General features: G+C 48.4%; 12 protein-coding genes. 6 read left to right on the forward strand and 6 right to left on the reverse strand.

What is annotated here, in order from left to right; all coding sequences use genetic code 11:
• Nucleotides 1-39: 39 nt before the first annotated feature.
• From folE to mglC, 6 genes are all read left to right on the forward strand, one after another.
• Nucleotides 40-705, forward strand: a complete 666-nt coding sequence (folE, locus tag MNO13_RS07435; RefSeq protein ID WP_064545000.1) for a GTP cyclohydrolase I FolE — start codon at nucleotides 40-42, stop codon at nucleotides 703-705.
• 19 nt (nucleotides 706-724) lie between these two features.
• Nucleotides 725-1,882: a DUF418 domain-containing protein YeiB gene (gene yeiB / locus MNO13_RS07440; RefSeq protein ID WP_064545002.1), complete on the forward strand. Its 1,158-nt coding sequence runs from the start codon at nucleotides 725-727 to the stop codon at nucleotides 1,880-1,882.
• Nucleotides 1,883-2,037: 155 nt separating this feature from the next.
• A complete protein-coding gene (gene galS / locus MNO13_RS07445) occupies nucleotides 2,038-3,060 on the forward strand; it encodes an HTH-type transcriptional regulator GalS (RefSeq protein ID WP_064545004.1) in 1,023 nt (340 codons plus the stop codon).
• Between the two features lie 290 nt (nucleotides 3,061-3,350).
• The gene (gene mglB / locus MNO13_RS07450; protein WP_064545006.1) at nucleotides 3,351-4,349 is read left to right on the forward strand and encodes a galactose/glucose ABC transporter substrate-binding protein MglB; all 999 of its coding nucleotides are present in this window, start codon (nucleotides 3,351-3,353) and stop codon (nucleotides 4,347-4,349) included.
• A 203-nt stretch (nucleotides 4,350-4,552) separates the two neighbouring features.
• Nucleotides 4,553-6,073 carry a galactose/methyl galactoside ABC transporter ATP-binding protein MglA gene (gene mglA, locus MNO13_RS07455; protein ID WP_064545008.1) on the forward strand — a complete coding sequence of 507 codons (1,521 nt, stop codon included), beginning with the start codon at nucleotides 4,553-4,555 and terminating at the stop codon, nucleotides 6,071-6,073.
• A 19-nt stretch (nucleotides 6,074-6,092) separates the two neighbouring features.
• Nucleotides 6,093-7,103: a galactose/methyl galactoside ABC transporter permease MglC gene (gene mglC / locus MNO13_RS07460; RefSeq protein WP_064545011.1), complete on the forward strand. Its 1,011-nt coding sequence runs from the start codon at nucleotides 6,093-6,095 to the stop codon at nucleotides 7,101-7,103.
• 41 nt (nucleotides 7,104-7,144) lie between these two features.
• Here mglC and MNO13_RS07465 read toward each other — a convergent pair whose 3' ends face one another.
• The 6 genes from MNO13_RS07465 to ldtB all read right to left on the reverse strand — a co-directional run bounded on the left by MNO13_RS07465 (nucleotide 7,145) and on the right by ldtB (nucleotide 12,010).
• Nucleotides 7,145-7,918: a PA3715 family protein gene (locus MNO13_RS07465; RefSeq protein ID WP_241939697.1), complete on the reverse strand. Its 774-nt coding sequence runs from the start codon at nucleotides 7,916-7,918 to the stop codon at nucleotides 7,145-7,147.
• 23 nt (nucleotides 7,919-7,941) lie between these two features.
• The gene (gene sanA / locus MNO13_RS07470; RefSeq protein ID WP_133521930.1) at nucleotides 7,942-8,655 is read right to left on the reverse strand and encodes an outer membrane permeability protein SanA; all 714 of its coding nucleotides are present in this window, start codon (nucleotides 8,653-8,655) and stop codon (nucleotides 7,942-7,944) included.
• A 131-nt stretch (nucleotides 8,656-8,786) separates the two neighbouring features.
• Nucleotides 8,787-9,671 (reverse strand): cytidine deaminase, encoded by an 885-nt coding sequence (gene cdd / locus MNO13_RS07475; protein WP_121815220.1) that lies wholly within the window; start codon nucleotides 9,669-9,671, stop codon nucleotides 8,787-8,789.
• A 130-nt stretch (nucleotides 9,672-9,801) separates the two neighbouring features.
• On the reverse strand, nucleotides 9,802-10,497 hold the full coding sequence (locus tag MNO13_RS07480) for a CidB/LrgB family autolysis modulator (protein ID WP_232887287.1): 696 nt from the start codon (nucleotides 10,495-10,497) through the stop codon (nucleotides 9,802-9,804).
• Nucleotides 10,494-10,895 (reverse strand): CidA/LrgA family protein, encoded by a 402-nt coding sequence (locus MNO13_RS07485; protein WP_133521928.1) that lies wholly within the window; start codon nucleotides 10,893-10,895, stop codon nucleotides 10,494-10,496. The genes MNO13_RS07480 and MNO13_RS07485 overlap by 4 nt, the downstream gene beginning before the upstream one ends.
• A gap of 194 nt (nucleotides 10,896-11,089) precedes the next feature.
• Nucleotides 11,090-12,010, reverse strand: coding sequence for a L,D-transpeptidase (gene ldtB, locus MNO13_RS07490; protein ID WP_064545113.1), 921 nt, complete (start codon nucleotides 12,008-12,010; stop codon nucleotides 11,090-11,092).
• Nucleotides 12,011-12,062 lie beyond the last annotated feature (52 nt).

Raw genomic sequence — 12,062 nt, forward strand, 5'->3', positions numbered from 1 at the left:
GTAGGGCCGAGGTCAGCCACACCTGCAGGAGAAAATAGTATGCCATCATTAAGTCCAGAAGCCGCATTGGTTCACGAAGCATTAGTTGCACGCGGCCTGGAAACCCCGCTGCGTCCGCAATTGCGTGAACTTGATAACGAAACCCGCAAACGTCAGATTGCCGAGCATATGACGGAAATCATGCAGTTGCTGAATCTTGATTTGAGCGACGACAGCTTGATGGAAACGCCGCATCGCATCGCCAAAATGTATGTCGATGAGATTTTCTCCGGCCTCGATTATGCCAACTTCCCAAAAATCACCGTCATCGAAAATAAGATGAAGGTCGATGAAATGGTCACCGTGCGCAACATCACGCTCACCAGTACCTGTGAACACCATTTCGTGACTATCGACGGTAAAGCGACAGTTTCATATCTGCCAAAAGACACCGTCATTGGCCTGTCAAAAATTAACCGCATTGTGCAATTCTTTGCCCAGCGCCCGCAGGTTCAGGAACGCTTAACTCAGCAAATCCTGATTGCCCTGCAAACGCTGCTTGGCACCAACAATGTGGCGGTATCTATTGATGCGGTCCATTATTGTGTGAAAGCGCGTGGTGTGCAGGATGCAACCAGTGCCACGACGACCACGTCGTTAGGCGGCTTGTTCAAATCCAGCCAGAATACCCGTCAGGAATTTCTGCGCGCTGTGCGTCATAACTAACATTTATCAGGCAGGGTGTATGGAGAGAAACGGTACGCTGGATTTTGTCCGTGGCGTCGCTATTCTCGGCATTCTGCTGCTTAATATCGTGGCCTTCGGTTTGCCGAAGGCGGCGTATCTGAACCCTGCCTGGTCCGGTGCTATTACTGACCGCGAGGCCTGGACATGGGCCATTCTTGATCTCTTTGCCCAGGTCAAATTCCTCACCTTATTCGCTTTATTATTTGGCGCTGGCTTGCAGATGTTGTTACATCGCGGCAAACGCTGGATTCAGTCACGTCTGACGTTATTAGTCTTGTTGGGTTTCATGCACGCTATCTTGTTATGGGATGGCGATATTTTGCTGGCTTATGGTTTAGTCGGCCTGGTGTGCTGGCGCTTGATTCGCGACGCGCCGGGGATTCGCTCACTGTTTAATACCGGGGTAATTCTCTATCTCACCGGCATTGGGGTATTGCTGTTGCTGGGCTTTATCTCTGGTGATGCGCCGAACCGTTCCTGGGTGCCGGATGCGGCCAACCTGCAGTATGAGCAATGGTGGAAATTGCAGGGCGGGAGCGAAGCTATCAGTAATCGCATTGACTTACTTTCCTCAAATTTAGTGGCGTTAGGCGCGCAGTACGGCTGGCAACTGGCTGGAATGATGCTGTTGGGCGCGTCATTAATGCGTAGCGGTTGGTTGCGTGGGGCGTTCAGTTTGCATCATTACCGCCGCACCGGCTGGTGGCTGATTATCGTCGGTATGTTAATCAACATTCCGGCTATTTATGCCCAGTGGCACCTTGGCTGGGGTTATCGCTGGTGTGCTTTCTTGCTGCAAGCCCCGCGTGAATTGAGTGCGCCGTTTCAAACTATCGGTTATGCCGCGCTGGCATTTGGCTACTGGCCGCAGCTTTCGCGTTGGCGACTGGTGAATGCTGTCGCGCATGTCGGGCGCATGGCGCTATCGAATTACTTGCTGCAAACGCTGATTTGCACCGCATTCTTCTTCCAGATGGGCGGTTATATGAAGTATGACCGCCTGTCGCTGCTGGCTTTCGTTCCCGCGGTCTGGGTCATCAACATTGTCTTTTCAATGCTATGGCTGCGTTTCTTCCGCCAGGGGCCAATTGAATGGCTATGGCGACAACTCACAGCACGTGCTGCTGGGGTTTCTCTGAAACATACAACAAGATAATGATATACATCACAAACGTTAACGATTTGTATGTAACCGTTTTCATCGATGTGATCATCCTCACGTAGTCATTCCCGCGTCGCTGCCAGAATAGCCACCTTGCCAAATACAGGGTGCATTCATGAGACTAACTCCTCTTTCGACTGGTGAAAAATATGATCACCATTCGTGACGTTGCCCGCATCGCCGGTGTCTCAGTGGCGACCGTTTCTCGTGTACTTAACAACAGCGCGCTGGTCAGTGCGGACACCCGTGAAAGCGTAATGCAGGCGGTGGCGCAGCTGGGTTATCGGCCAAACGCTAACGCCCAGGCTCTGGCAACTCAGGTCAGCGATACCATCGGCGTGGTGGTGATGGATGTGTCCGATCCGTTCTTTGGCGCGCTGGTGAAGGCCGTGGATGTTGTGGCACAGCAGCACAACAAATATGTGCTCATCGGCAACAGCTACCACCAGGAAGAAAAAGAGCGTCATGCCATTGAAGTGTTGATTCGTCAGCGCTGTAACGCATTGATTGTTCATGCTAAAGCTCTCGGTGACCAAGAATTAGCTGAGTTCCTCGATCAAATTCCCGGCATGGTGCTGGTTAACCGAATTGTGCCGGGCTACGAACACCGTTGCGTGGGGCTTGATAACGTCAGTGGTGCGTTGATGGCAACACGAATGCTGTTTAATCAAGGTCATCAACGCATTGGTTATCTGGCCTCCAGTCATGCGATTGAAGATAACGCACAACGCCGTGAAGGCTGGATGCGTGGCATGACAGAGCAGGGGATTACCCCGCCAGAAAGCTGGGTAGGCGTAGGTTCACCGGATATGCAGGGCGGCGAAGCGGCAATGGTGGAATTGCTTGGCCGCAATCTGCAACTCAGTGCGGTGTTTGCTTACAACGACAGCATGGCGGCCGGAGCGTTAACCGCCTTGAAAGATAACGGGATTGTCGTGCCGCATCATGTTTCAGTGATCGGTTTTGATGATATTCCCATCGCGCGTTACACCGATCCGCAACTCACCACGGTGCGATACCCCATTGTTTCAATGGCACGTCTGGCGACGGAACTGGCGCTACAAGGGGCGGCAGGAACGCTCGATATTGGTGCAACGCACTGTTTTATGCCGACTTTGGTGCGCCGTCATTCGGTGGCTCCACGGCAAATTGCGGCATCGATCACTCTCTGAATAAAGTCTTTGATGTAACCGGTTTCAATTTGTGAGTAAATTCACAGTTAATTAACATTGCGATGACTATGATGTCAGCGTTTTATCAGCTGAAACTATATGTAACGCTGACTCATCAGTTTGCGCATAGGTATTAAGCAAAAAAATCATCAATAAAAGCAGTTATGGATCGTTACCGAACACGGAAGAGTTTTTTACTATAGAAAATTTTCGGCATTCAGTAACATTTTTGTAACAGTGCTGCCTGCCTGAATACCTAATGTACTACCCTGCAAAAAACCGGAGATACCATGAATAAGAAGGTTTTGACCCTGTCCGCTGTTATGTCTTGCATGTTGTTTGGCGCAGCCGCTCATGCAGCTGATACCCGTATTGGTGTGACCATTTATAAATATGACGATAACTTCATGTCAGTGGTTCGCAAAGCGATTGAGAAAGACGCAAAAGCTTCTCCAGACGTAGAACTGCTGATGAACGACTCGCAAAACGACCAGTCCAAGCAGAACGATCAGATTGACGTACTGTTGGCAAAAGGCGTGAAAGCACTGGCAATCAACCTGGTTGACCCTGCTGCTGCGGGCACCGTTATCGAAAAAGCTCGCGGCCAGAACATTCCAATCGTGTTCTACAACAAAGAACCTTCTCGTAAAGCGCTGGATAGCTACGACAAAGCTTACTACGTGGGTACTGACTCTAAAGAGTCTGGCATCATCCAGGGCGACCTGATTGCTAAACATTGGGCAGCTAACCCGGCATGGGATCTGAACAAAGATGGTCAGGTTCAATTCGTTCTGCTCAAAGGCGAACCAGGCCACCCGGATGCTGAAGCTCGTACTACCTATGTTATTAAAGAGCTGAATACCAAAGGCCTGAAAACTCAACAGCTGCAGTTAGATACTGCAATGTGGGATACCGCTCAGGCAAAAGATAAGATGGACGCATGGTTGTCTGGCCCGAACGCTAACAAAATCGAAGTGGTTATTGCCAACAACGATGCGATGGCAATGGGTGCAGTTGAAGCGCTGAAAGCGCACAACAAATCTTCTATTCCAGTCTTTGGTGTTGATGCCCTGCCAGAAGCTCTGGCACTGGTTAAATCTGGCGCAATGGCCGGTACCGTTCTGAACGATGCCAACAACCAGGCTAAAGCAACCTTCGATCTGGCTAAAAACCTGGCCGATGGTAAGCCTGCCGCTGAAGGCACTAAGTGGAAGATTGAGAACAAAATCGTTCGTATCCCATACGTCGGTGTTGATCAGAGCAATCTGGCTGAATTTACTGGTAAATAAGTATCCTTCATACTTCGAGCCGCAGATGCGTTAACTGCACTCGCTCACCCCGGTCACTTACTTAAGTAAGCTGCCGGGGACTCACGAGCTTGTCGCCTTTGTGCAACTCGAATTATTTTGGATATGGTTTTAAAAAAAGTGTCGAGCCGGATGTGATTTTCGTCCGGCTCAATCCACTCAGTGACACTATTGGAACCGTAATTATGGTCGACAATATTACAAATCAGTCGTCGGAATATTTGTTGGAAATGACCAACATTAATAAATCATTCCCCGGCGTTAAGGCACTGGATAATGTTAATTTAAAAGTTCGTCCTCATTCCATTCACGCATTAATGGGTGAGAACGGTGCAGGCAAATCAACATTATTAAAATGCCTATTTGGGATCTATGCCAAAGATTCCGGCAGTATTCTTTTTCAGGGACAAGAAGTTAACTTTTCCAGCACCAAAGAAGCGCTGGAAAATGGTATTTCTATGGTGCACCAGGAATTAAACCTGGTTTTACAACGTACCGTAATGGATAACATGTGGCTGGGGCGCTACCCAACTAAAGGTGTATTTGTCGACCAGGACAAAATGTACCGCGATACCAAACATATTTTCGATGAACTGGATATTGATATTGACCCTAAAGCACGTGTGGGCACATTGTCAGTATCACAAATGCAGATGATCGAAATTGCCAAAGCGTTTTCTTACAATGCCAAAATCGTCATTATGGATGAGCCAACATCCTCACTGACAGAAAAAGAAGTTAATCACCTTTTCAAAATCATCCGTAAATTAAAAGAACGCGGCTGCGGTATTGTTTATATCTCCCACAAAATGGAAGAAATTTTCCAGCTGTGCGATGAAATCACGATTTTACGTGACGGGCAGTGGATTGCCACCCAGCCATTAGAAGGGCTGGATATGGATAAAATTATCTCCATGATGGTGGGCCGCTCGCTAAACCAACGCTTCCCGACAAAAGAAAACGTGCCGGGTGAAGTGATTATGGAAGTCCGTAACCTGACTTCACTACGTCAGCCTTCGATTCGCGATGTTTCCTTTGATTTGCACAAAGGGGAAATTCTTGGCATTGCTGGTCTGGTCGGTGCAAAACGTACTGATATTGTTGAAACACTTTTTGGTATCCGTGAAAAATCAGACGGTACTATTACGTTGCACGGCAAAAAGATTAATAACCATAGCGCGAACGAAGCGATTAACCATGGCTTTGCCCTGGTGACAGAAGAACGTCGCTCAACCGGTATTTATGCGTACCTGGATATTGGTTTTAACTCACTGATTTCTAATATTCGCAATTATAAAAACAAAGTTGGCTTACTGGATAATTCGCGCATGAAAAGCGATACCCAATGGGTAATCGACTCAATGCGTGTCAAAACACCAGGTCATCGCACGGCGATTGGTTCGCTGTCCGGTGGTAACCAACAAAAAGTGATTATTGGCCGTTGGTTATTAACACAGCCAGAAATTTTAATGTTAGATGAACCGACTCGCGGGATTGATGTTGGGGCTAAATTTGAAATTTATCAGCTTATTGCTGAACTCGCCAAAAAAGGGAAAGGAATCATCATTATTTCGTCCGAAATGCCAGAGTTGTTAGGGATTACAGATCGTATCCTGGTGATGAGCAATGGTCTCGTTGCCGGAATTGTAGACACTAAAACAACCACGCAGAACGAAATATTACGTCTTGCGTCTGTGCACCTTTGATAATTTAGGGGCTATTAAAATGAGTGCGTTAAATAAGAAAAGTTTTCTAACTTATCTGAAAGAAGGCGGCATTTATGTCGTATTGCTGGTGCTGCTGGCGATTATTATTTTCCAGGACCCAACGTTTTTAAGCTTGATGAACTTAAGTAACATTCTGACCCAGTCTTCCGTGCGTATCATCATTGCATTGGGTGTGGCGGGGCTGATTGTGACTCAGGGTACTGACCTGTCAGCAGGTCGCCAGGTAGGTTTAGCGGCGGTTGTCGCGGCGACATTCCTGCAATCAATGGAAAACGTAAACAAAGTTTTCCCTGAAATGAGCACCATGCCAATCCCGTTGGTTATCCTGATCGTTTGTGCTATCGGCGCAATCATTGGTCTGGTTAACGGTATTATCATTGCTTACCTGAACGTGACGCCGTTTATCACCACTTTGGGTACCATGATCATCGTTTACGGTATCAACTCCCTGTACTACGACTTTGTTGGCGCATCGCCAATTGCGGGGTTCGATAGCGGGTTCTCGACCTTTACCCAGGGCTTTATCAAGATGGGTAACTTTAAGCTCTCGTACATCACGTTCTATGCGTTGATTGCGATTGGCTTTGTCTGGATTCTGTGGAACAAAACGCGCTTTGGTAAGAACATCTTCGCCATCGGTGGTAACCCTGAAGCCGCTAAAGTTTCTGGTGTTAACGTTGCACTGAACCTGATCATGATTTACGCGCTGTCTGGTGTGTTCTACGCCTTCGGCGGGATGTTAGAAGCTGGGCGTATCGGTTCTGCGACCAACAACCTTGGCTTCATGTACGAACTGGATGCGATTGCGGCGTGCGTCGTCGGCGGTGTGTCATTCAGCGGCGGCGTGGGGACGGTCGTGGGCGTGGTGACCGGTGTTATCATCTTCACCGTCATCAACTACGGTTTGACGTATATCGGCGTGAACCCTTACTGGCAGTACATTATCAAGGGTGCGATCATTATCTTCGCGGTCGCACTGGATTCATTGAAATACGCACGTAAGAAGTAATTTATTGTCAGGGTGGGCGAAGGCTCACCCTGATCATTTAATCAAAATGCACTGTCAAACTGCTCTTTTTTATCCACCGGATAAACTTTCCCATCAAAACGCAGAATAATATCTGTTTCCTCTTCGCCAACTTTTGTTTCTGCACATTTACCGGCTTTATCCCGGTTTGTTTCATTTGAGACTTTTTTATCGTGTACTCGCAGATCGGCATAGCCGTTGCTGGTAGTGTTTAACACCGAAATAGTTCGCTTGTTTTTCGTAAAATATCCCGTGCAAGCCCCATCCCACTCTCCGCTGTCAATCACCATACTGAAGTGATTAACCAGCAAAGGCAGCGTTTTGTCTTTAAGCACATACATATTCAGGCTTTCAACACCGAACTGGTTAACATTGGAAGAACCAGTATGGACAAAGCGGATGGCAAAGGCGCGTAAATCTGGGGTGAGCTGGTAACGTGCTGTATCGATGGTGACAGAGCTAGTTGCTATCGCATCATCCTGAACGGCTTGCGGGTGGGTATTGCGCGCAATTACCTTGCCGCTTTGTGTGTCCGTCACCATCACATCGACATCATAGATGGTAAAATCCGGTTCACCGTCAGGCGCAGATAACATCATCACCATAATGGTTTTGTCTGGAGCCCACGGCCACACTTTGCAGGCACTGTTACTTTCATTTAGCTGACTTGTAGGATGCAGCAACGCGGCCTGTGTTTTTAACTGCGCCATGCATTCTTCTTCTGCCTGCGCCAGTGCAGGTGCAGCCAGCAGACTGAGTGCGGGAACCAATGCCAGTAATATTTTATTAACAGCCATTCTTCCTTCCTTGAGGGCTTACTTTAGGGTTTTTTCTGTAACTCCAGCAACTGTTCTGGCGTCACAGCCGGATAAGCTTGTGCATCTTCAGGTACTTCATGCATTGCAGGAATTGGCACTAATGGGCCAAGAAAACGCGGTTCACGTTTAAAGATATACAGATCCGCGAGCGCGCCTAATCGGGCACCAAATTCACGGATACGTACAGTCATCATATTTTTGGGCGAGGGAACGGCGTAACACTGCGCCTGAATACCCATATGCAAGGCAATAAATAGCGCACGTTCGCAATGGAAACGCTGAGTGATAATGATGAAATCGTTGGTATCAAAGACTTTGCGGGTACGAACGATAGAATCCAGGGTACGAAAACCAGCGTAATCCAGCACGATGTCGGCCGGGTCAACACCACCGGCAATCAGATCTTTACGCATGGTCATGGGTTCGTTGTAGCTTTGCTGGGCATTATCGCCGCTTAACAGCAGGTAATTTACTTTACCGCTGTTATAAGCATTTAACGCGCCCTGAATACGGAATTGATAATACTGATTAATCACGCCTGTGCGGTAATATTTGGCGGTTCCAAGCACCACGCCGACCTGGCGGTAGGGCAAGTCCTGCAATTCATCATAGACGTAAGGTGCAGTTTTCCAGCTTATCCAGCGGTCAAGACATAGCGCAGCGACCACAGCCAATCCGATTATCACCAACAGGCTATAAAACACGCGCTTCAACATGGACTTGCGGCTCTAAAAAAGGAGGGAATTTTATTCAAGGCTACTTTACCTGGTGGGTAAGAGCAAGATTCACTGCGTTGGTTGCGTTAAATTTAAACAGTACGGACGCAAGCACGCCCGTACTGTGAATATCAATTCAAAAGTGCGCGGTCAATATTCATACAGCCCAGCGCTTTTAATGTGGCAGCGGTCGCATCCCATTGGGTTAGTGGTGCTTCGGCTTTTTCAGCAAGTATTGCCCGCTGAATATCGTTATAGTCATAACCCGAAAGACTCAGCAGATTCAGTGCGGCCTGCAGTGGTGGCAGGGAAGGATTGAATGCCGCGTTTTCTGCATAGCTCCCTTTGAAAATCGTCCCGTCACGCATTTCCAGCGCCACACCTGAAGGCGCGTTGCTGTACGGCGCATGGCTACGGTTTGCCGCGGCAATGGCGGCACGGCTTAATTCATCGCCCTGCAACTCAAAGCCATGGTCCATTTCATCAAGCAGCAAGGTTTTGATTTCTAAATCGCGTGGGCCAAAGGCATCAGGCAGATAATCGCCAAGCGTGGCGGGTTTACGGCCTGGCAAATTAATGCGTAGTGCTACACCGCTATTCAGCTCGTTCATAAACTGGCGGCAATGGCCACAAGGTGTGTAGTTAACCGTAATGGCGGAGAGTGCTTTTTCACCGCGCATCCACGCGTGAGTAATTGCGCTCTGCTCGGCATGAACGGTCTGCTGCATGGTGGAGCCGAGAAACTCCATATTGCCGCCAAAATAAAGGTTACCGCTTACACCGCGCGCCACAGCGCCAACATAAAACTGTGATAAATCAGCACGTGCACAAGAGGCTGCGAGTGGCAATAAGGCGAAGGCCAATGCATCGTCATCAAGGCCGGTCTGAGCTTTCAGTGATTCTACTTCGGAAGCAATAAACATTGCTGGGAAATGAGAGTCAGTAATCAAGGGTTGCAGTGCGGTTTGCAGTGCAGCCGGGAGTTGTGCGAGAGCAGCCTGAAAACGTGAGCGCATGGAAATTAGCCTCATAACAAGTGATTGACCCGTAGTTTACGGGTCTGTATAGGCTTTATATGTGATCTTCATCTAATTACAAATGCAACGTATGAAATAAAGAATGAAAATGCGCGATCTCTCGCAAGTTTTAACCTACAACGGCCAAAATAACCGGGAACAGGAACGGGGCAATCAGTGAGGTAATGATGCCGCAGATCACCAGCGCCAATGAGCTAAAAGCCCCTTCCTGGTAATCAAGTTCCGCGCAGCGAGCGGTGCCGAGGGCATGAGATGCCGTCCCCATCGCAAGACCACGAGACGCCTTAGTGGTAATGTTCATTAAATTCAAAAGGGTATGACCAAATACGGCACCCAAAATACCGACAAAAATCACACAGACTGCGCTAATCGCCGGGATCCCACCGATACTGCCACCGACTGCCATTGCGATAGGGGTGGTCACTGATTTCGGCAAAATCGAAGCGGCAATTTGCGGAGTTGCCCCCATCAGCAATGCCACCGAAGTACCGGTAATCATCGCCACCATGCTGCCAATAAAACAGATAGTGATAATGGATTTCCAGCGCGCGCGAATCTGGTGAAGCTGTTCGTAAAGCGGGAAGGCGAGGGCAACAACGGCCGGTTGCAGCAAGTCATTTAATACTTTACTGCCTTCGAAATAATGTTCGTAAGGGGTACGGGTAAAGACCAGGATTGGGATTATCACAATCATGGAAATCAGCAACGGGTTCAGAACCGGCGATTTATAACGGACAGCAACCTGGCGGGCCAGGAAAAAAGTCGCCAGTGTTAAAGGTAAAGACCACCAAAGATGATGAATCATTTTGTCTCACCCTCGCGCTCGCTCACCACTTTACGCTCGCCATGCATTAACTGGGAACTCCAGCTCACTACCACTAACACCACCAGGGTACTGATAAAACATGAGACCACAACAGGGCCAAATTGTTGTTTTATTACATCGACATACTGCATCACACCTACGCCAATCGGCACAAACAGCAGCGCCATGTTACGAATCAATATTTGGCAACCGGGTTTAACCCATTTGGCAGGGACGATTTGCAGCGACAGCAATACAAACAGAATCAGCATGCCAATAATGCTGCCGGGGATGGTGATAGGAAGCAGTGACGAAATGGCAATACCTGCATATAAGCATATGTAAATTAATATAAATGCCCGCAGGTACTGCCATAGTGCGGTGAGTGAGTTACGCATAGTGATTACCTTTTAGAAAACGCATTCATCATACAATTAAACTCAAAAATGTGCTACCGGTCACATCATGAATTATTAGCATACCAAACATTCCTGTCTGGAACGTTCCAGAAAGTTTTGGGCATTATCACAACAGGTATTTTGAGGACAAAAAAAGCGGCCCGTAGGCCGCTCTTCAAAGCTGTAATCTTCGCTTAGTTCAAGCGTACCGGCATACCGGAACGGCCCTGAATAGCTTGATCCAATACGGTGCTGTCAACGTCAGGCTGAGCGGTAATCGCGGTCACGTTGTTTTTCAGCGTGATAGGGACAATCTCAGTGGAGTTGAACTGCGCTTCAGTGGTCGACAGTGGGTTATGCACTTCAATGTAGCGCGTACCATCTGGCTCAACGGTGGCTTTAACCGGTTCGTTGATGAACTGAACGCGGGTACCGACCGGCACTTTCTCGAACAGGAATTTGATGTCTTCATTACGCAGACGCACACAACCGTGGCTCACGCGCAGGCCGATACCAAAGTTTGCGTTGGTACCGTGAATTGCATACAGACGACCAATGTACAGTGCATACAGACCCATCGGGTTATCCGGGCCAGCTGGAACAACCGCTGGCAGTGGCGTACCGGCAGCAATATATTCTGCGTGCATTTTCTTCGTTGGCGTCCAGGTTGGGCCCGCTTTCTTACGTTCTACTTTTGTTGTCCAGTTCAGTGGGGTGTCTTTACCCAACTGGCCGATACCGATTGGCAGCACGATAACCGTGTTGGAGCCAGCAGGGTAATAGTAGAGGCGCATTTCAGCACTGTTAATAACAATACCTTCATGGACGGTGTCCGGCAGAATCAGCTGCTGAGGAATATTCAGGATGGTACCAGGCTTTGGCAAATACGGGTCAACACCCGGGTTTGCTTCCAACATGTTGGAAAGACCCATCTGGTAACGTGCTGCGAATTCTTCCAGCGGTGCGGTGCTACCTTCAGGAATGGTGACAACCTGGTTTTGACCAATCAAACGGCTGCCATCAGTAGGCAGAGGATAGGTCACGGCAGAAGCTGTTTTGCTAAAAGACACGACAGCCACAAATGCCAGTAAAATAGTGCGTAGTTTCATATTCATGGTATGCGAATTATTTACGGCCATGCAGGCTAGTTAGTGAAGAAACGGAGCG

It is taken from the genome of Buttiauxella ferragutiae, from assembly GCF_022637515.1.
In the GTDB taxonomy this organism is placed as follows: Bacteria; Pseudomonadota; Gammaproteobacteria; order Enterobacterales; family Enterobacteriaceae; genus Buttiauxella; species Buttiauxella ferragutiae.